Origin of the sequence: Legionella antarctica (assembly GCF_011764505.1) — a bacterium.
Classification (GTDB): domain Bacteria; phylum Pseudomonadota; class Gammaproteobacteria; order Legionellales; family Legionellaceae; genus Legionella; species Legionella antarctica.
The window spans coordinates 3,385,001-3,406,331 of sequence record NZ_AP022839.1; the positions used below are offsets into that span (position 1 = coordinate 3,385,001).

Here is a 21,331-nt window from a genome sequence, read left to right on the forward strand (position 1 = left end):
GTTTCAAGATCTATTTAATAGACGAAGTACATATGCTCTCCCAACATAGTTTCAATGCACTATTAAAAACGCTGGAAGAGCCGCCAACCCATGTAAAATTCATTTTAGCGACAACTGATCCGCAAAAATTACCAGTTACCGTTTTATCGCGTTGCTTACAATTTAACCTCAAACATCTATCAGCAGAATTAATATGCCAACATTTGCAACTAATTCTCAAAGACGAGCAACTTGATTATGAAATCCAGGCCTTAAATATCCTGGCTCAAGCCGCTCATGGAAGTATGCGTGATGCATTAAGCTTGCTTGATCAAGCTATTACCAGCTGTGATGAACAATTGAAGGCCAATGATGTAAAAATGATTCTGGGATATACCCAACAAGATTATGCAATAAAACTCCTTCAGGCCCTGGCGGATCAAGACGCTGCTCTGTTATTAAGTCTAAGCCAGCAAATTGCCGTTGAAGGAGGGCACTTTCAATATGTTCTGGATGAACTGCTTAATTATTTTCATCAGATTACTGTCTATCAAAACATAGGGGATCACAATCCTTTAACTAGCCCGTCAGTAGAAATTAAATCCCTTGCAAATCAATTTTCAGCAGAAGATGTTCAATTATTCTATCAGTTTGCTTTGAAAGCCTGTGAAGAAATTCATCTTGCTCCCACATTAGATATAGGTTTTAACATGACCATTCTGCGTATGTTAACCTTTAGACCAGCACCTTGTGGAACCATACCTCCACTGGCTTTCCAAAAAAATAAGTCAGCAGGCCAAACTGTTATTCACGAGGCCTCTCAAGAGGAACCCATTGAAAAAGTAGTACATCCTCTCATTGATGATACCTATGAACATACAGCAGATACAAAGGAACAACGCGACAAGACAACCGCCTTTTTTATGGAGCAACCTACTCGTGCCAATAACAAAACAGACGATTGGGCCACAATTATACCTCAGCTGAAGCTAACGGGCTTGGCAATGAATGCAATTGAAAATGCCGAATTTATTTCTAAAGAGGGGCGCGATATTATTTTAAGGGTATCAAAAGGCCATCAGTCCTTATTTAGCCCAACAATCCACACTCGAATTGAAACTGCACTCGCTAGCTATTACAATGCTCCGGTAAAAATTATCCTGAACAGTGATGAAGCAGTGCAAGCAAGCCCCGCACAGCAAAAAGAAAGAGTAACTCAGGAAAAACAACAAAAAGCAGAGGACGCCTTATATAGCGATCCTTTATTTCAACAGCTTCAAAAAGAATTTTCGGCTGAATTGGTCAAAAATTCTATTGTACCACTCAAAGATGACTTATAATATTGTAGTTAACCCTAAATAAACGAGGCAGTAATGGATATTAATCAAAATCTTGGCAATCTGATGAAAGAAGCACAAAAAATGCAACAACGCATGCAAGAAGCCCAGGAACAGTTGAGTAAATTGGTAGTAAGTGGTCAATCTGGCGGTGGCATGGTAGAGATTGAAGTAAATGGTCGGCATGATGTGGTTAAGGTCAAAATCAAACCTACCTTGATGGATGAAGACGTAGAAATGTTAGAAGACTTAGTTGCTGCAGCATTCAATGATGCCGTACGAAAAATTGAAAAAGTCTCTAAAGATAAAATCAGCCAATTAACAGCTGGCCTTAATATTCCAACTGACTTAATGGGCGGCGATAAACAGGGGTAAGTCTGATCATGGATACTCTAAACCGTTTGGTAGAAGCACTTCGCTGCCTTCCGGGCGTAGGACCAAAATCAGCACAGCGTATGGTGTTTCATTTATTGCAACATCAAAGACAGCGAGGTTTAAACCTCGCGTCTTGTTTGGAGCAAGCAATGAACGATATACGCCATTGTGACCGATGTAATAATTTCACTGAAAAATCGCTATGCAATCTGTGTCAAAATTCAAATAGAGATCCTTCGGTACTTTGTGTGGTAGAAAGCCCTGCTGATGTATCAGCTATAGAACAAAGTAATGCCTTCCAGGGTAAGTATTTTGTTTTGATGGGAAAAATATCTCCTCTTGATGGACTCGGACCAGATGATATTGGCTTGCCCAGACTTAAAAATCTGATCCTTCAGGAAGAAATTAAAGAAGTTATCCTGGCTTTGAGTCCAGGCGTTGAGGGCCAAACTACTGTTCATTTTATTCATCAACTCTTGCGTGAAGAACCCATCAATATCAGTCAATTAGCTCATGGAATTCCTTCTGGGGGTGAGTTAGAGTTTTTAGATGGTAATACTATAGGAAGTGCACTCCGTAATAGAGCAACGATTAATGTTTAGAATAAGTTACTGGCATCATGCGATAAAGCACTTTGGCTTAATCCTGTTGGTTCTTTTTTTTACTGGATTGGCTCATGCTTCTTTTCATAAAAGTCTATGGCCAAAATGGGAAGTGAATAATCCACTCTCCAAGGAAGCCATTTCCCATCAAGCATGGCAAGACTTCCTCGATCGGTATGTAATCACCAATGAAGAAAAGATCAACTTAATTAATTATGCGCAATTAACTCGCCGGGATTTAGAGTCATTAAAAAATTATATAGAACAATTGTCGCAAATAAATATTGATAATTACAACCGTAACGAACAATTAGCATATTGGCTCAATTTCCATAATGCACTGACTGTACATACTGTTGCCAAATACTATACCGTTACTAATATCCAGGAAATCAATATCTCTCCAGGTTTATTTAGTGTGGGGCCTTGGGGAGCTAATCTGATAACCATTGATAATAGTGTTTTATCTCTTGATGACATTAATAATCGCATCATTCGCCCTATTTGGAACGACCCACGTACTCACTATGCATTGAATAATGCGACCATTGGCGCCCCTAATCTCAATAAACAAGCCTATCAAGGTAATTTAATAGAACAACAATTGAATGAAGCAGCTATTTCTTACATTAACTCACTCAGGGGTGTTCAAGTAATCGAAGGTCGGTTAATTATTTCTAAATTATACGATTGGTATGAAGAGGATTTTGGTGGCAGCAAACAAGACGTTATCACTCATTTACTACAATTTGCGCAGGAACCTCTGCTTAGTCAATTAAAACATACTAACAGCATTGATAGTTATATTTATAACTGGCATATAAACAGCCCTGCTATCAGTATTTCATGAAAAAAAAACATTCAGCCTCTTCTCACTTTTGTTTTTTTTTATTATGTAATGTATGTTTTTTTTTCTTACAGTTAATTTTAATTCATTCGCAAAATCGCGGATTTATTAGTGCAGTTAAACTCCCAATAAAGATTTATCTCGAAATTTTTGCGACAATAGGTATCCATCTCACTCTTTATATTCTCTTATCACTAGTCCAAACACTATTGCTGATTGGGGTACTCAAACGATCTTGGCATTATTTCTCTCCTGAGCAATGGCTAATTATTATCTGGACCTTATGTGTTTGTACCCTATTAAGTGCAAATGCTTATTTTTTCCCTCTTAGTGTATTCAGTAAATTACTATCACCACCGATTCCTGGGTTTTTAATTCTGACATTATTATTTCTCTCATTACTTGGCATAGTTATTTTAGTACTGAATAGTTTATTTTTTCGAGACAACCTGCGTGTACTTTTTTTATTTCTCCTGATTGTTTTTTGCCTTGTATTTCTAACCCACTCACCCCAACCCACTCGAAAACAAGCCCGCCACACTAAACCTAATGTTATTATCCTCGGTATTGATTCACTTAGCCCCGGGAGTATTAATACAAATAATATGCCTTTTCTAAATACATTATTAAATAACAGTACCCAATTTACTAATGCCATTAGCCCATTAGCTAGAACTTATCCTGCATGGACCAGTATGCTTACTGGCTTATATGCGGAACATCATCATGCAGGGGAAAATTTAGTTCCTAAACGCTTTATAAAGAGTAGGGCAAGTATTATTTGGACTTTGAATAAACTGGGTTATGACACTATTTATGCAACTGATGATCGAAGATTTAACAGTATAGATAAAGACTTAGGTTTTAAAAAAATTATTGGCCCCAGATTGGGAGTTAATGATTTTTTACTTGGTACCTTTAATGATTTCCCGCTAAGTAATTTACTCATCAATTCGAGGGTTGGAGCCCAGCTCTTTCCATACAATTACCTCAACCGAGCCAGCTTTTTTTCCTATTACCCGGAAACATTTAGTGGAAAATTGCAAAATGAATTATCGCAGCAGCAGCAGCAACAACACAATAAGCCTATTTTTTTAGCAGTACATTTTGCTCTTCCCCACTGGCCTTATGCGTGGGCCAGTACATCACCAGAAGAATTGAATAATGAGTTCAGTATTGAAAGGCGTGACCGTCTGTACCAGAATGCTCTGCAACGCGTAGACAAACAACTTTGCTCTTTATTTGAGTTTTTAAAACAACAACAATTTTTAGCCAATAGTTTGGTTATCCTATTAAGTGATCATGGCGAAACACTTTATTATCCTGATTCACGTCTGACAAATGCTCAAAACTACCAGGGATCCCCTCCAAGCAGGTTTGCTCAATACCTTAAAAAAAAGACGGCAACCGTATTAAATAAGAGCGCGGGGCATGGCTCAGATATCTTAAGTCCCGGTCAATATCATAGCGTACTGGCATTCAATATTTATGATAATGGGAAAATAATCACCTCAAATCATAAAATAAATCCGAGAGTTGCCCTGATTGATTTAGCGCCCACTATTCTGGATTTTCTTCATCTAAAAAATCAGCAGAATATGGATGGCATTTCACTATTACCAGCAATATTTAACTCACAACACAGCTTACCTGAACGAACCTTTTTTATAGAAAGTGGCATATATCCAAATCAAAAACCATCCAAAGAAAAAACCATGGAAATAGGAAAAGAGTTTTACGAAGTGAACCCCCATAGCGGAGAGCTTGAAATAAAAACTGATAAATTAAAATACTTTGACCAGCAAAAATTATATGGGATTATCGAGGGGAATTGGGTGCTGGCACTTTATCCAGATGATAAAACATATATCGCTGTTATCCAAAACCTGTCTACTGGCGAATGGACTGATGATTTGCATGACGCTTTTGCCAAAAAATCACCTGCAAATATATTGTATCAACAACTGCAACAGTTTTATGGTAAAAAACTCTTCCTTCCCCTGCCATAACTAAGCGCCTCCTTTGTTTCTTAGCGGTTGCAAGTTAGAGCCTAGCGGATTGAGTCTAAATGTAAGCACTCACTTTGTAGCCTCTTTAAACCCTTGAGTTGTATTTTCTATGTAGTTAAATAACTCTTCAACAGTATTGTTCAAGGTAACGGCTTCACTACCATAAAGGGCTATAATTCTAAAAACTGCGTCTCGGTTACGACGTCCTGTATGAATTTGCTGTTTCGCTGGGTCATAAGCATATGACTCTGCTGCTGCATGCCTGATTTTTAATGCCTCACGTAAGGCTTCCATAACACATTGTAATGCTTGAAATACACGAGTAATTGCATTCCTTTCAGTCGTATTGAGTGGAGGCAGCCAGTCGAACCCATTGCCTTTCTCAATAGAAAATAAAGTATATAGTAAATACCGGCTGTCATTATTGGCAAAATAACCATATAAATTGAGGCATTCAGTTGTGGGGAGCTGCTCATATAAAAGAACCATTTTCTGACGAAAAACGGACAGTTTATTATCTTCCGAAATATCATCTTTAACCAAGCGTTGCTGAAGCACCATTACTGCGTCAACTAATCGATTAGGATTAAACCAGAATTTATAGGCTCGTACCAGATCATGCAACCGCTCCATGGTTACCTGCTCTTCACTTTCATGAGTATATTGGACTTTTACCTTTTTAATTGCTGATTGAATGATCACTTTAAATTCTTCATCAACTTCTATCATTATCCCTTGAGGTAATTCCTCACCATGAAATAAGTAATCCACTTCGATAGTGTCGCTAAGCTCGTGATTGATTTTAGCCATCCATGGCTGAAATCGACTCGCAAACGCGACAAGTATGCCTCCGGCGGCCCTGGCCGTCCTGTGTCCGCTTGTTTTTTCACCCCATTCGGGGTTCAAAAACAACGCTACCCCAATGACTGACGCCTTTTCGGATGCCTTATATTTTGCCTGCGGCAAAACATCCGGCTCTAAGGCTACCAGGGACTACCAGCCTCGCTCGTTCCTCGCTTCCTTGGCTGGCAGCGCCGGTTTAAGTCCTTGTTGCAATGCGGTGCTGTATAAATTACTCTCTAATCGTTCAATGTAATGATGTAAGAGACCAACTCGCGCACGCACTGAAACCAACTTTTCCGGATGGATCAATTCGTTAAATAATTTATCGGGATACAATTTATAAAAAAACAGTGCATTTACTAAACTGACCAGGTCCGGTGCAGAAAAATAATCCAGAGCGCCTTGAAGCTGTTGCGGATTCCACTCATGAAATAAAGTCGATGGCTCCAGGCTTTGAACATTACTTTCATTCCAAAAATCAACAACTGCAATCAGCCATGACTGAAGCTCTTCTTGTCTGAATATTTTTTTAAAAAGTTCAGAGTTATTGCTGGTTGTAGATAGTAAAGGAGGGCGAGTTAATTGATTAAAATGATAGTAAAGAGAGGCAATTTCAGCTATTAATCGACATTCCTCTTCTAAAGAAGTCGTTCTGAATAATTGTTGCTTCAGATGCAAAATGAGCAGATATTGCTTATGCCAATTTAATGTTTTACCTGGCATGGGGAATTCGAAACAGGAATTATATTTACTCCCATCAATCAATTTTAAATATTCAAGATATTTATGAGCCAACGCATGGCATAGTGTATTTGCCTCAGGAGGACAAAATCCCTGCTCATTCTCAAGATTCAAATATTTATTGAGGTGGCTCTCCAATTTCTTCATTTGGAATTTAATTTCCGCGAGGCCTCGAAAATCATCTGTATCAAACCAATGTGATAAATCAGGTTTATTTTGAGTCATCCCTGTCTCCTCAAACAGCCCTTCTAATGAAAAAAACATACGCTCTAATTTAAACATATCATTAAAATAAAAATTTGCGCGATATTTATTGTTCAAAGTGGTCGAATATTTGAATATTCTGCAAAAATAGCCATACAAATAATTAAATTTATTTGCAACCATGAGTTAAACTTGGCAGAATTAAAAGTTTTTAGCTATAGGAGCAAATTTGATGTCGCAAGACCATTATTTGCTATTTATTGACGAAACACCTGTCAATGAAGACCTAAAGGATTATTTTTTAAAGTTTAATTTGGATATAGTACAGCAAAGTACTTTGCATCCTATTCATATCGAAAAAGGAATGCCATCAGCTATTTTGATTCATTGGTCCATTTTAAAAAAAGAACCTGAAACCATAAATCAATTTTATAATATTTATCCGGTTCCACTATTAATTATCAACGATATCCCAGATGAACATATTTGTATTTCCATGCTTGAAGCAGGTGCAGATGATTACCTCACCAAGCCCCTTTATGCTCGTGAATTACATGCTCGAATCAATGCAATTTCTCGTCGGGTTATTCGTGCTCAACAAAAAATAGAACATGGTAAAGATGTGATGATATTTACCAATTGGAGATTATATCCGGCATCTCGCCAGGTTTTTCGGGAAAACAATCAAGAATTACCATTAAGTGCGGGGGAGTATGACTTGCTGCTGACTTTTGTTCAACAGCCTCAACGGGTTTTAGACAGAGAATTTCTTTTACAAATAACGAAAAATAGTGACTTAAATCCCTTTGACAGAAGAATAGATGTACAAATAAGTCGTTTACGTCAAAAAATAGAACTTGATGCAAAAAAACCAGTATTAATTAGAACTATTCGTAATGGTGGTTATATGTTTACCGCCAGGGTAGTTACTCTTAAAGAAAGTGATACTGAATAGTGCGGATATTACAGGTAACTTTCAATTTGTAATTTTAATGCCAAATTGGTAAACTATTAACCTTGACAAATCACATCGCTGACGTAAACGAAGTTCATATGCCTAAAAAATTGAGAGTTGATATGGATCAGATGTTGTTTACATCTGATGAAGAAACAGTACTCATAACCAACGGGATTACTACCTGTATCGCTTTTATTGCTCAAGGATCTTTTTGGGATGAAGAAGAGGACGATATGGTTGACTTTTGTGGCTTATATCATTGGTCGGGCTTTAGACGTGTCGATACTCCTCTGGATCAGCAAGCTAAAAATGCCCTCCTTTATTTTTTTAAAACACTGACTTCCTATACAGGGATAGACCGTGGGGAAAAAATTACCATAGACACTCTTTGTTTTATTGGGGGTGAGAAAGAACAACGCGATAGTGATAACGGACTTATTGTTACAGGTACAGAAGCTGAAGTGTACCTCCTAAAACAAGCCGTTAGGGAATTTAATTTTGTAGCCCATCAATTTATAATAGCTAGTGAAAACATAAGCCATCACCATTTTTTAACTGAAGGCGAACAAAGTATTTCCATTAAGCTAACTCTGGATGCTATTAATTGCAAAGTAGAGAGCCCTGAACCTTACAACTCATCGGAGGAAGAGCTTCATCAAGAAAATTTAACAGGATCTAGTTCGCTATCCAGTACTTTAATGTAATGCAAACAGGCACCTATTACTTTTCAGAGGTCGGTTTCAATTTGGGCTATGCAGTAAATAAAAAATCAATAATTACAAGTTCTGTGATCGCCCCTGTGCAGGCTCTTCTTTTTAAGTTAACCAACCATTAACCACAACTTAAAATGCGCTATATTTATACAATTGAGGCGTTCTTGAAGTTAATAAAAATGATGACACAACGAAGGGGTTGGTTACCACCTAACACAACCAATATATTTCTAGTATAACGTTCTGATTATTTAATCAATTTTAGGACCTTGTTAAGGATGATTTATTATGATCGAAATAATATTGGTAATCCTATATTTACTTATATTAAAAAGAGATCTTACTCTATTAAACACCTACATCCAATTGACGACTACTAATATAATTAACGACTATTCTGTTGTTTTCTAAAACCTGGACTCTACAGTGGACCCCATTGTCAAGACAGCGATCCGTTTAATTTAAGATATAACTTTAATTGTATCCTGTCAGAATCGCCGGGTAAGTGTCTGCCACTGAGTCCGGATTAATCCGAGCCGCGCGCGTCAGCAAGCGGAATTCTTTAAAAATATTCAAAATACCTATTGACACGGTTTTTCTGTAAAACTGATGTTTTTCCATATCAAACGTAAGTCATGCAATATGCATGCCCTAAGATCCCCAAGATCACAATGTAGCCCCTTTCACTAATAAAACATCTCCCTCCTGAGGTCAGATTTTTTCTTAGCCCTTAGTGGCGTTAAAACTCGAAAAATGCGTTCAAAAAAAGTCATGTTATGATTGCCGTATCAGCATTAGTAACGCAGTGGTAGATGATGAAACGCCAAGAAATCAAACAAGTTTTAGATGAGTTAACAAAAGATATCGATAGTCTTGCCGACAAAAAGGCCGTGACTATCATTAAGGTATTGGTTAATTTGGTCGAAATGCTTGCCGAAGAAAATGCTTTGCTCAGAGAGGAAAACCAAGTATTACGTGATGAGATAAACCGCCTTAAGGGTGAACAGGGCAAACCTAATATTCGCGGTCAATCCAAAGGTAGCAATGGCGATAATACAGGCAATTCCAATCATTCATCTGAAGGAGATCGCAATAAACGTGGTAAAGGGAACAATAAAAACACAGGCAAAGACAAAAAAAACGTACGTATTGATAGACGTGTTACGATTGCTCTGGACAAAGCAACGCTGCCAGATGACGCCAAGTTCAAGGGTTTTGAGATTCGAATCATCCAGGATCTAAAAATCATCACGGATAATGTTGAATTCAAGCTGGAAACGTATTACTCACCATCTTTGAAAAAAACCTTTATTGCGCCGATTCCTGGCGAATATAAGGGCAGTGAATTTGGTCCTGGGGTTAAAGCGCTGGTCATCACATTATACCGTGATGCAGGGATGACGGAGAGCGCCATTGAGCGCTTTTTAAAAACATGTGGTATTCAAATATCACATGGTAAAATTGCTTCCATGCTGACAGAAGGCAATGATATTTTTCATCAGGAAAAAGAAGATATTGTCGATGCCGGTAGCAACGCAGGCTTGTACCAGCAGATGGATGACACAGGCAGTCGTGTTAACGGCAAAAATCACTACACCCATGTTTTATGTAATGACTTTTTTACAGCATACTTCACTCGTCGTAAAAAAGATCGCTTGACCTTATTGGAGTTGCTGTGTCGAGACCAATTAAAGTTTATGTTTAATCAGGAGGCTTATGAGTTAATGGATGAGTTTGGTCTCGCAAAAAAATGGTTGGATCAAATTAAACCAATGCTGCATGCACAACCCCTCACACGTGAATCAATCGATAGTTTGATGGGAACACTTTTTCCAAATCCAAAAAAACACAGCACGAATCGACGCATAATTCTTGAGTCAGCAGCTCTTGCCTATTATCAGCACTCGAAATACTTCATCCATTATTTAATGACAGATGATGCGCCTCAGTTTAATAAATTGGCCCTACATCATGCGCTGTGCTGGATCCATGAAGGTCGTCATTATAAAAAACTCACTCCATTCTCAGATATGAATCAGAATATATTGGCTGTATTTCTTGAGCAATTATGGGATTTCTACCATGCATTATTGACTTACAAGACGGCTCCATCTCAATCAATGGCCCAACAACTATCAATGCAATTTGATACTTTGTTCGCAACCACGACAGGCTATGATGTTTTAGATCAACGCATTGCAAAGACACGTGCTAAAAAACAAGCGTTATTATTGGTGTTAGACCATCCATTTCTGCCATTGCACAACAATGCCTCTGAATTAGGGACACGGTTTCAAGCAAGGATACGCGACATCAATCTCCAAACGGTCTCCCAAAATGGCACCAAATCAAAGGATACGTTTGCCACGATTGTACAGACGGCCAGAAAACTGAAAGTTAACGTTTATCAGTATATTTACGATAGGGTGACTAAAAAATTTGAAATGCCATCATTGGCTGAATTAATCTTACTTAAAGTGCGGCAGGTTCCATGCACCACATAAGCATCTCGAGATAATTCCGCTTGCTGACGCGCGCGGCTCGGATTAGTCCGGGCTCAGTGGCAGACACTTACCCGGCGATTCTGACAGGATACATAAATTGTTTCTCTATGTTTGGCAATATATTCCATAACTAATAAAACAAAGGTTCTGAAATAGGGAAATTGATTGAAAACATCATTGGGAAACTTGGGCTAAAGCATATTCCTTTATCAGAACTGGGGATGCCTATCGGATAGAACCGTCTAATCACTCGTGTGATGATGAAGCTGGCATTTTTTTGCTAAGACAGCTCAGTTAGTTGGCAAAAAAACAATAAGGAACTATAGTTTATTTAGGGTAGGTATACTAAGGGACTAATTGTGAGAGCGTTAGTTCAAACATTGTTTTTAATCTTATCTGTTGGGTTTTCATTTACTGCATTGGCCGCGAATATTCCATCGGATTGTATGGGTGCTAAAAAATACGATGCCATAAAATGTGTTGCTGATGCAACGCAAAACTGTATTAACAGTGTTTGCCTTACATCAAGTGAAAGAAACTGTCAGGGAAGTTGTGAAAAAATGGCACAACAAAAATGTCGGCAACAAGCCAATGAATAGCATCGCTATGGGCAAAAAAAATTTCTAAAGACTTATTATTAACTGTCTTGCCTGAACGTATTTTATGTACAATTTTGTAAGCTTTTCTGGTAGATTTAATAGCATGAGATTATAATGAACAGTGCTTAAGTCCGATTTCCTTTCTAAAAGCATACACTTGAGAAACGACAATATGAAATATCTTTTTATTTTACTTATTACCTTATTAATAAGTCGTATGTCCTTTTCGCAGCAACCCAAAGCCTATCAACCTGACCTGGAGTCAGTAACAATTGAGTCAATTCTTAGTGCTATTCAAAATCATCAACTTACTTGCCTTGATTTAGTAACTGCATATATTAACCGTATAAAAAAATATAACCTGAGTGTCCAAGGCCAGGCGCCAATCAATGCATTGAGTGAGTTAAATCCCTCCGCTCTAGAGCATGCCTACCAATTGGATACCTCCTTTAAAAAAACCGGTAAGATTTCAGGACCTCTCCACTGTATTCCAATTATATTGAAAGATAATATTGATTCATTTGACACAACTACAACTTCTGGATCATATGCATTACTTGGGAGTCAACCCGTTCATGATGCTTTTTTAGTGCGAAAATTACGTAGTGCCGGTGCCATTATAATAGGAAAAGGTGGCATGGACGAATTTGCCTGGGGAATGTTTGGGATAAGCAGCCGGAGCGGGCGAATTGGTAATGCTTATGATCCTGGTAAAAATCCTGGTGGGTCTAGTGGCGGATCGGCAGCTGCCGTCAGTGCCAGTTTTGCTTTATTGGGCATTGGTACTGATAATAGCGGGTCAGTCAGAATTCCAGCAGCATTTCACGGCTTAGTTGGATTGCGCCCAAGCACCGGATTGATCAGTCAACAGGGTATTTTTCCTATGGGAAATCTGGACGGTACAGCAGGTCCTATTGCACGGACTACTAAAGACCTGGCCATTTTGCTGGATATCATAGCCAAACCCGATCCAAATGATCTTAAAACTCTCGATATTCCCAGAGTAAAAACGTATACGAAATTTCTGAATATAAATGGATTAACCAACAAGCGCATTGGCATCGTGCATCATGTCAATGGCATCAATACATTTGAAAAGATGCCGTCTCATATTAAAAAAATAATACAAAAAGCAACTAAAGATATGCAGAAAATGGGCGCTATTGTTATAGATACTAATCTCCCACTTTTTAACAATGATCGTCAAAGCAACCAAGCTGGGCAAATTCAAGACGTAAATGAGTATTTAGCTTCATTTCCATCAACGCGGAAAAATTTTCGTGACATTTGTGAATCCAATCGAACGAGAACCTTTGGCACAATGACAGATTGTCTACACTTTATTAACAGGTCAGCGAGCAAGATCAGCAAGTCTTATCAACAAGCTCAAACAACTTTTGACAAAAATAAAATCTATGTGCAAAAGATTATGGAACATAATAATCTTGATGCGTTGCTTATCCCAATAACCACACAAGGAACCGCTACATATGATGGCATGACCGTAAATACTTGGCGTGCCCCGGTCTCATCCAACTCAGGACTTCCTTCCGTTAATTTAAATGTTGGTTATAGTGCTGACACATATATGCCTATTGGAGTTGAACTGGTGGGTAAACAATTTCACGAAGGTACGTTGATTGAAATTGCTTATGCCTATGAGATGCAAGCAACTAAAAAAATCAATCCAACTATGCCAGAGGAAAATTCAGCCTTATTAAATTTATCAGTCCCAGAACTTAATAACCTGTTTACTCTACTGGGTAAAAATGCCTATGAAGAAGTACTGATACATCTTATGGACTCAAATAACCTGTTTGGTGAATTAACCCCCGAAAAATTCAGGAAAATCACGGGTGACACAATTGAGAAATTCAAGGCAAATCTGAAATCGAATATAAAATAGGTTCTTTTTCCACTAAGATCGCTGGCGGTCTATAAACGCTCGGGTTCAAACTGGTTAAATTACTTTCGGATCAGTCAGCTTTCGTGTTTTCAATTAAACTCAAATCAATCTTAAATGATCTCGTATTTATATAACCAGATGATTTTAATAACTAATTATATAAAGAGCAACATGGTTTAGTGATTATTTTAGGGAATAAAAGGATGATAAGTTTTTTCTTTAGAAACCATGCCTGCAGTGTCTTAAAAATAAATATTTGTTTTAATGTGCTAAATTTAACATAATAGCCCCTTTTTCAATCGAACATCCTATGCCATCATTGCTTAATATCAGTTTGTTAGAAGATCTAGTGCGTATTGCCGAGTTAAATAAAGAGGGTAAAACCGCAGATTATATTCCAGAATTATCTAATGTGAATCAGGAGTTGACAGCTATTGCTGTGCAACAACTAGGTGAGCGTCCGCTTTCCTATAGCAATTACCCCCTTCCTCCAGTGACTTTGCAAAGTACTGCCAAGCTAATCCCTTTGATTGGGCTCCTTGAAGAATTAGGTGCTGAACATTTGTTTAAATGGGTTAGGGTTGAACCTTCTGGTGATGATTTTGCCTCAATCACTCGCCTGGAACAGTTTGGCCCTAAACCGTCAAATCCCATGCTGAATGCTGGTGCCATCACCTTATGTTCACGCATCCCAGGGACAGGTGAGCAGCAATTTGGCTGGTTGGAACACTGGGTTCAAAAATTATTTAATCAACGTCTTAGCATTAATCCCTTGGTTTTTGCTTCTGAAAAAAGAACCGGTAATCGCAATCGCTCACTCGCGTATTTGCTAAAAAGCAGTAATAATCTGGGAACTGATGTTCACGAAACACTGGATTTGTATTTTGCACTATGCTCTTATGAAGCACGTTTAGAGCAGATGCTTTTCCTTCCTACTTTGTTGGCTAATGGGGGGCAGAATCCTGACAGCGGGGAACAAATCCTTTCTACTGAAACCTGTAAAATTACTTTAGCAATTATGGCAACTTGTGGATTATATGATGAAACAGGCACTCATATGGTTAAAACTGGAATGCCTGCTAAAAGTGGTGTTTCTGGCTACACCATTGCTGTTGTTCCCGGTAAATCAGGTATTGTAGTTTTGAGCCCAAGAGTTAATCCTAAAGGAAACAGCATACGAGGTGAGCTGATGCTGGAAGGTTTATCCAGGGCCATGAATTGGCATTTTGCATTGCCCTGATTTGTTAACGCTATTAATTTGGCAACGAACAAGTGTGTAAAAGCAACGTTAGATTTAACTGGATTTTGCAAAAGTTAGTTACATCTTTTATACAAATGCTCACGTTGCGGTCTAAACTAAAGAGAAAAGATTAATTGATAATTTAGTTATTTAAGGGACTAAAAATAATGCCTATTAAAAACTTATTATGCGCTCTGTGTTTGATCTTTTGTTCGTCAGGTTATGCTACGCTTAACATTGGTACTCTTGTTTTTAAACCCCCCTTTATTTCTTCTCCTGGGAACGGGTTTGACATTGATTTAGTGCATTTAATTTGCCAGCGGCTCCAAGAGCAATGCAATCTGTGGCCCATGGATATCGACCAACTTTATCAGAAACTACAAGATGGTAAAATTGATCTTGCAATTGGCGGAATCCCAATCTCCTATTCCCTTCAGATTAAGTTTATTTTTAGTTTGCCTTATATGTTAAGTAAAGGGCAGTTTTTAGTTCTGAAAAAAAATCAAATGAATTCAATAAACCAATTACAAGGGCTAACAGTGGGTATCTTACATAATCCGCTCAATGGTGGCGTGTTTTATAAGTATCTTCTCGACCATTATAAGGGGCAATTCACGATTAAATTGTACAATGATATCGAAGATGTGTTAGCTGATTTAAATAATCAAATATTAGCTGCGGCATTTCTTAATCGATCATCGGTAAATTATTGGATTCAACAAAGTGGTGAGGAATTTAAGTCACTAGGCCCCGTATCTATAATCGGTGACGGTATAGCAATCATGGCAATACCCAAGAATAAGCAATTGATTGAGCGTATCAATAAGTTTATTCAGGCTATAGAAAAAGATAATACTTATATGAAGTTATATGATGTTTATTTTGCCAACGAATAAGAGAGAAGAAGACAATGAAGTGCTTAGCAACCACCTATTTTTGAGAGATGCTCTAAAATACATGCACAATAGAAGTCAGAAGTAAATGAAACAGGCACCAAAATTTAGTATAACGCATTCAATAACCTTGATTAATCTATCGAAAAATCACCCTTTAATATTGTTTAAAATTTTTTGAAATTAAACTAAAGTGTATTAATTCAAATGGGGATTGGTGATGGGTAAATTTTTTAAGGACAAAAAAAATAAGATTAACCTGTCAGATGAAAATTATGAGATTTTGTGTAAAGCACTAAACTCTACCAAATCAGCGTGTATTGCCAGTACCTCTGCATTAGTTGTCAATGACTTAACCGCAAGAGTCCATCCAGATAGAATGACTCAATATATAGAAAATAGTTTAATTGCGGTGAATGGAATAGGTAAAATAAGAACTTTTTTGTTTAAGATTTCAAAACATCTTGAGGAAAAGAACCTCGATTTTCTGGATGCGAAAATGCCAATAAAAAATATACTGTTGGCGAGTGGGGCCGGAATGATATGGGTCCGCATGTCTGGAACAAAATTAAGGAAAAATAAGAGCTATTCATCCATCATTTATAGTTAAAAATTCACTCAAATTAACCTATTTAAACCTACTCAATACCGTATGAATAGTGATTGCTACTACGAATTGTCTTAGGTCATTTTACCACAACTCTATCAGAATGACTTATCCACAAGTCCACAGGTCAGGAGAGCTTCACTTTCTCGTATAGGCCTGTGGGCCTTGTGGGTAAGTCATGACGCTCTCATTTAGGGTTTATGGTCTTTTCCGGCCATAATACACCTCTGCGGGCGTTAAATAATTAAAGGACTGGTGAAGCCTTCGGTTATTATAATACTCAAAATACTCCGTTAAGGCCAGCTCAACCTCTTCAATTGTATCAAAATCATACCGGTAGATTTTTTCTTGCTTAACACTACGCCACAATCGCTCGATAAATATATTATCTAAATAACGTCCTCGCCCATCCATGCTGATAGAAATGTGGTGAGATTTTAGCGTATTTATCCAATCTTTTGAGGTAAATTGAGAACCCTGATCCGTGTTAAAGATCTCACAACGCGAATGCAGCAAAGCGTTTCTAAGCGCCTCAATACAAAATTCAGCCTCCATAGTAGGTGAAATAGCCCATCCAATCACATAACGACTATACCAGTCCATAATAGCTACTAAATACACATGCTTTCCTTTCATGCGGATGTAGGTGATATCTGCGGCCCAAACCTGATTTGGTTTGGTGATATCCACCTCTTTTAATAAATAAGGGAACACCTCATGCTCCTTATTGGGAACGCTTGTATTTGGCTTTGGGTAAACAGTCGATAACCCCATCATTTCCATCAACTTTTTTACTCGACGTTTACCAACAGGATAGCCTACTTCTTTTGACAGCCATCTTGCCCGCTTAATTTTACCTTCACATGGATACTGCAGATAGTGCTCATCAAGTAGCGCCATAAGCGCTTCATCTTCGACAGAAATGGGCTTGGCACTATAATAATAACTTGAAACAGGCAAGTCTAATAGCAAGCATTGTTCACGAATGGTGAGCTCGGCAAGAGGATCAATCATGACGCGCTTTTCATCCAGACTAAAGTTCATGCTTTTTTTTTAGCCAAGATAGCTGCGCTTGAAGTCGACCAATTTCTTGATATAATGCCTCAACAAGCTGCTCTTGGGACTTGGCTTCTTTTTCATTAGCCCCAGAGAATAAATCGTTAATGGCTTTGATGGCCGATTGCTTCCAAGTTTTTACCTGCGTTGCGTGAACACCGTATTCACTGGTAATTTGCGCTTGTGTGAGTTTCCCCTCAATCGCAGCTAGCGTTATTTTTGCCTTCTTGGCCGCCGTATAATAAGCTCGCTTTTTAGACATTTTATTCTCCTCTTTGTATTAAGAAGAATAGCTCTTAAAAAACCTTTTTTTGTGTCCAGAAAACCGCGCCTATATTAGAAATTGTGAACATCAATCATTTTATTTAGCCGCATTACTTAGACAGGAAAATATCCCCGCAACTGTTTATGATATAGAAGACATTAATCATACTGTAGTGGTGACAAAATATTTTTTAATTGATCCATGGATGGGTCGTATTTTTTCGCGTAGTGGAACAGATCTCTTTGAATTCTATAATTCGTCGCTAGATATGAAGGCTTCATGGTTGAATAAACTATTAAGTAACAAAGAGTTCACCTACTCTGAAAGACTGAGCAAAAGAATATTAAAATATGATCTTGCTCATCAAGAAACAGACACAATAGCAAATGTTGGTTGCTGTATCATTTTTTAAAAAATTAAAGCATATTTGCTCACCACCTTTGACGAGCACCTGTTTGTGGAAAATCGCATCCTTTGGCTATTAGAATTAATTTCAACAAAATCACAAACGCCCTGTCTAATCTGTAATAAGGATATGATGAGTTCTGTTAATTGGTCTGAAGTTATCGTCCAAAGAATTGTAAAACGCCACATCGACTCTTTTTTGTTTCTGTCTGGATTAATAAATTAATGAAAATAATTTTTTTTTTTGAGATACAGCATGTAGTATGTAGGAGGCTAAAATAGAAAATGTTGGGGAATAACGTGGCATGGGAACCTGAACTATATCTGCATGGAAACTACTTTCAGAATGAAATAAGTGATGCATTTCGAAAATGTTTTAAGGTGAAACCATGTGGAACTATTTTAGATATAGGCTGCGGTGAGGGTCAATATACGAGTAGGGTGGCTGATACGATAAAACACAGTCACATTCTTGGCATTGATAGTTCTGAGGCAATGATAAACCATGCAAGTCGACAATGGGCTAGAAAAAATCTTTCTTTTGAAGTTCATAATATTGAAGAGTTAGAGTGCTCTCAGGTGTTTGATTTTATTCTCTCTTTTTGGTGTTTACATTGGACCAACATCGAGGCTTCTCTCCCTAATATTTTTCACGCTTTGAAAAAAGGGGGGAGAGTGTACGCCGTTTTTTCTTCATTCTCTGATAACAGTATTTTGCAAGTCTGGCATGAGTTAGCAAAACAGAATCGCTATGCAGATTTAACAGATAAGTATATTAATCCAATCCATCAACATACAAACTATTTTTATCATGTGTTTCATGTCCTTAATCAATTACCCTTTAAACAGGTGACAGTGAATTTAAAAACAGTCACTGTCTTTTTTCCAAATATAAATTACTTCAAGAATTTGCTGCTCACCATGCCATTTACGAGCACCTTTCCTGCTGAGATCATTGAGGGTTTTCTTGAGGAGATGGTGCAGACTTTTCAAAATATTTGTCAGCGTAAATATGGTGGTAAATTATATTATGAAACGCGCCCTATTTTTTTAGAGGCTATCAAATAGCAATGCAATTTTAGAGGGGATAAAATGAATTTGGAGACACAAATTGTTCCTGATATGAATGTGCCTGTGCTGATTGCTGCACCTGGTAGTAAAACAGCAAATCCAACTCAATTGTCAGAGCTAATCTCTGCGCGTCACGCTGAGATCATCGAGCAGCTTAATCGGTATGGAGCTTTTCTTTTTAGAGGTTTTTCTTGTACTGATGCGGACTTTTTTTCCCAAGCCATAGACCTATGTGGTCTTGGTAAAAGGTGCAGCACTAAAGACTATGATCTACCCAGAACAATACTGTCAAATGAGATATATACTTCAAGCGATTTCCCAGCCCATATTTCCTTACCTCTTCATCATGAAAAACCCAGGTCAAAAAATCCTCCTCATCACATCTATTTTTGCTGCGTTATCCCGGCAAAACAAGCTGGAGGAACGCTGTTTGCAAATGCTGCAGCTATTTGGCGCGATATGCCTATAAAGATTCAGGATAAGATTATTGAATATGGCGTGGTTTATAAGCAATTTTTTCATGGTAAGACAATGCAGGCCTCTGTGCTAAAAAAATTTTTAGATGCAAAATATGTTCGCAGCTGGTCTGAGTATTTTGGTACAGATGCGAAAATGCCAATAGAAAAAAAAATAACTCAGGATGAAGTGGACTGGAGTTGGGTAAACAAGGGTAATGATCTGGTTATATTAAATAAATTACCCGGAGCCTTAAAACATCCGGTTACCCATCAAACACTATGGTTTAATGCATCCGAATATTTAAATTATTATTCAAATTTACTCTACAGTGATTTAAATTCATTACCTTTTTATCAGTATAGCACTATGCGTTATCTGATTTTAAAAGACAGGTTACCCATGGTCTGTCATTATGGGGATGGAACCCCATTTACAGCTGAGGAGATAGTGAAAATTAAACGGATTATGCAACACCATACCTGTGTATTTCATTGGCAAAAAGGAGACTTCATGATAATCGATAATTATACCTTTATGCACGGCAAGGAACCCCATCAAGGCGAGAGGTTGTTATATTCGTGCATGACACAAAAGCAAGAGCAAACGAAGCTTGGTACTTAGGCTATAATAACAAGGAAAAGCACAAATAATGTTTTGCTGTGTTGAGTAAAATAATAGAGAAACGCATTTTGTTGATAAATCACCTTGATAATCCCGGGAAATTAGTCATCCTGAGTGCAGACAGGTTAACGCCAGTTTTCGGAGATCGCTCACTATGTTCGAGTTGATGTTTCAAGTGACATATAATTTGATTAAAGTGCCCCAATTGTTGGAGTAGAGCAAATAATTTTCGCCTCTAAAAAATTAATAGAGCAGAGGAATTCACTTTCCATGAAAGCAAGCAAGCTAAGAAAGATATATCTCTTTTTGACCAGGTTATCGCCTAAATTACGGGTGGTTCTGGTGCAGTGGCTTTATAACCGTTTCGCATCTAATAATAAGTCTGGAGGCTATGTTTTTTTAAATTATGGATATAAAGATCAGACCGCTATACCGTTAAATAAAGAGGATGAGCCTAATCGATATTTCATTCAACTCTATCAACGAGTTGTCAGGGATATTGATGTAGAGAACAAAGACATTGTTGAGGTTGGATGCGGTCAGGGGGCGGGGGGCGTATTTTTGTTACACTATAAAAATCCTCGTTCCTACATCGGGATTGACTTGTCAGATAAGGCAATCGACTTGTGTCAGCGTAATTCCAAATTTGCTAATGGGCAGTGGATGCAAGGACGAGCAGATGCCCTGCCCATTCATGACAGTAGTGTTGATATTGTAGTCAATATAGAGTCATCTCATTGCTATCATTCAATGGATAAATTTCTTTGTGAGGTGAAACGAGTACTTAGACTAAATGGGTATATGGCTTTTGCGGACTTGCGTCACAGTTCAAAGATAGACGAGTTAGATAACTCTATTAAAGCCTCTGGGCTGCATGTGCTTCATCGCAGTGATATTACTCCTCAGGTCCTGGATTCGTTAACTTATCTTTCGGATAGACGAAAAGCGCATATTAATGCAACATACTCTAATATATGGCGTCGTGCTGTTCGTGATATATCTGCGGTAAAAGGCTCAGTCACTTATGATGGGTTTATTAATGGACAACAGAAATATCTATGTTACCTGTTACAAAAGAGAAACGCAGAATAACTAAT

21 protein-coding genes (1 of these 21 only partly in view) are annotated in these 21,331 nt (G+C 37.8%); 17 read left to right on the forward strand and 4 right to left on the reverse strand.

What is annotated here, in order from left to right:
• The 5 genes in view from dnaX to HRS36_RS16015 are tightly spaced (at most 33 nt apart) and all read left to right on the forward strand, a layout consistent with a single transcriptional unit that may run on beyond the window.
• On the forward strand, positions 1-1,319 hold the 3' portion of the coding sequence (gene dnaX / locus HRS36_RS15995) for a DNA polymerase III subunit gamma/tau (RefSeq protein WP_173238571.1). It extends 355 nt beyond the left edge of the window; only the last 1,319 of its 1,674 coding nucleotides appear in the window; its start codon lies off the left edge, out of view; the stop codon is at positions 1,317-1,319.
• A gap of 33 nt (positions 1,320-1,352) precedes the next feature.
• Entirely contained in the window at positions 1,353-1,691 is a 339-nt protein-coding gene (locus HRS36_RS16000) for a YbaB/EbfC family nucleoid-associated protein (protein ID WP_173238072.1), read from the forward strand.
• A gap of 8 nt (positions 1,692-1,699) precedes the next feature.
• Entirely contained in the window at positions 1,700-2,293 is a 594-nt protein-coding gene (recR, locus tag HRS36_RS16005; RefSeq protein WP_173238074.1) for a recombination mediator RecR, read from the forward strand.
• On the forward strand, positions 2,286-3,143 hold the full coding sequence (locus tag HRS36_RS16010; RefSeq protein WP_173238076.1) for a DUF547 domain-containing protein: 858 nt from the start codon (positions 2,286-2,288) through the stop codon (positions 3,141-3,143). Before recR ends, HRS36_RS16010 begins: the two co-directional genes overlap by 8 nt.
• A complete protein-coding gene (locus tag HRS36_RS16015) occupies positions 3,140-5,149 on the forward strand; it encodes a sulfatase-like hydrolase/transferase (protein WP_173238078.1) in 2,010 nt (669 codons plus the stop codon). The genes HRS36_RS16010 and HRS36_RS16015 overlap by 4 nt, the downstream gene beginning before the upstream one ends.
• A gap of 69 nt (positions 5,150-5,218) precedes the next feature.
• Here HRS36_RS16015 and HRS36_RS16020 read toward each other — a convergent pair whose 3' ends face one another.
• Positions 5,219-5,959 carry a hypothetical protein gene (locus tag HRS36_RS16020; protein ID WP_173238080.1) on the reverse strand — a complete coding sequence of 247 codons (741 nt, stop codon included), beginning with the start codon at positions 5,957-5,959 and terminating at the stop codon, positions 5,219-5,221.
• Positions 5,960-6,142: 183 nt separating this feature from the next.
• Positions 6,143-6,958 carry a hypothetical protein gene (locus tag HRS36_RS16025; protein WP_173238082.1) on the reverse strand — a complete coding sequence of 272 codons (816 nt, stop codon included), beginning with the start codon at positions 6,956-6,958 and terminating at the stop codon, positions 6,143-6,145.
• 211 nt (positions 6,959-7,169) lie between these two features.
• On the opposite strand from HRS36_RS16025, the gene HRS36_RS16030 reads away from it, so the two are divergent.
• From HRS36_RS16030 to HRS36_RS16065, 8 genes are all read left to right on the forward strand, one after another.
• Positions 7,170-7,892 (forward strand): winged helix-turn-helix domain-containing protein, encoded by a 723-nt coding sequence (locus HRS36_RS16030; protein WP_173238084.1) that lies wholly within the window; start codon positions 7,170-7,172, stop codon positions 7,890-7,892.
• A 98-nt stretch (positions 7,893-7,990) separates the two neighbouring features.
• On the forward strand, positions 7,991-8,599 hold the full coding sequence (locus tag HRS36_RS16035; RefSeq protein WP_173238086.1) for a hypothetical protein: 609 nt from the start codon (positions 7,991-7,993) through the stop codon (positions 8,597-8,599).
• 821 nt (positions 8,600-9,420) lie between these two features.
• Positions 9,421-11,112: an IS66 family transposase gene (locus HRS36_RS16040; RefSeq protein ID WP_173235423.1), complete on the forward strand. Its 1,692-nt coding sequence runs from the start codon at positions 9,421-9,423 to the stop codon at positions 11,110-11,112.
• A gap of 359 nt (positions 11,113-11,471) precedes the next feature.
• Positions 11,472-11,711, forward strand: coding sequence for a hypothetical protein (locus HRS36_RS16045; protein WP_226905504.1), 240 nt, complete (start codon positions 11,472-11,474; stop codon positions 11,709-11,711).
• 157 nt (positions 11,712-11,868) lie between these two features.
• Positions 11,869-13,617 (forward strand): amidase family protein, encoded by a 1,749-nt coding sequence (locus HRS36_RS16050; protein WP_226905505.1) that lies wholly within the window; start codon positions 11,869-11,871, stop codon positions 13,615-13,617.
• Positions 13,618-13,927: 310 nt separating this feature from the next.
• Entirely contained in the window at positions 13,928-14,857 is a 930-nt protein-coding gene (gene glsA / locus HRS36_RS16055) for a glutaminase A (protein WP_173238088.1), read from the forward strand.
• Positions 14,858-15,024: 167 nt separating this feature from the next.
• Positions 15,025-15,753, forward strand: a complete 729-nt coding sequence (locus tag HRS36_RS16060) for a transporter substrate-binding domain-containing protein (RefSeq protein ID WP_173238090.1) — start codon at positions 15,025-15,027, stop codon at positions 15,751-15,753.
• A 217-nt stretch (positions 15,754-15,970) separates the two neighbouring features.
• Positions 15,971-16,360, forward strand: a complete 390-nt coding sequence (locus HRS36_RS16065) for a hypothetical protein (RefSeq protein WP_173238092.1) — start codon at positions 15,971-15,973, stop codon at positions 16,358-16,360.
• A 195-nt stretch (positions 16,361-16,555) separates the two neighbouring features.
• Here the strand turns inward: HRS36_RS16065 and HRS36_RS16070 are convergent, their stop codons facing one another.
• Positions 16,556-17,401 (reverse strand): IS3 family transposase, encoded by an 846-nt coding sequence (locus HRS36_RS16070; RefSeq protein WP_173235473.1) that lies wholly within the window; start codon positions 17,399-17,401, stop codon positions 16,556-16,558.
• The gene (locus tag HRS36_RS16075; protein ID WP_173235475.1) at positions 17,391-17,675 is read right to left on the reverse strand and encodes a transposase; all 285 of its coding nucleotides are present in this window, start codon (positions 17,673-17,675) and stop codon (positions 17,391-17,393) included. The genes HRS36_RS16070 and HRS36_RS16075 overlap by 11 nt, the downstream gene beginning before the upstream one ends.
• Before the next feature lie 49 nt (positions 17,676-17,724).
• Between HRS36_RS16075 and HRS36_RS16080 the strand changes: the two genes are divergently transcribed.
• The 4 genes from HRS36_RS16080 to HRS36_RS16095 all read left to right on the forward strand — a co-directional run bounded on the left by HRS36_RS16080 (position 17,725) and on the right by HRS36_RS16095 (position 21,326).
• On the forward strand, positions 17,725-18,090 hold the full coding sequence (locus HRS36_RS16080; protein WP_275940994.1) for a hypothetical protein: 366 nt from the start codon (positions 17,725-17,727) through the stop codon (positions 18,088-18,090).
• A 293-nt stretch (positions 18,091-18,383) separates the two neighbouring features.
• Complete coding sequence (locus HRS36_RS16085) at positions 18,384-19,151, forward strand: methyltransferase domain-containing protein (RefSeq protein WP_173238094.1); 768 nt, start codon at positions 18,384-18,386, stop codon at positions 19,149-19,151.
• 24 nt (positions 19,152-19,175) lie between these two features.
• Complete coding sequence (locus HRS36_RS16090) at positions 19,176-20,234, forward strand: TauD/TfdA family dioxygenase (protein WP_173238096.1); 1,059 nt, start codon at positions 19,176-19,178, stop codon at positions 20,232-20,234.
• 270 nt (positions 20,235-20,504) lie between these two features.
• Positions 20,505-21,326: a class I SAM-dependent methyltransferase gene (locus HRS36_RS16095; protein WP_173238098.1), complete on the forward strand. Its 822-nt coding sequence runs from the start codon at positions 20,505-20,507 to the stop codon at positions 21,324-21,326.
• Positions 21,327-21,331 lie beyond the last annotated feature (5 nt).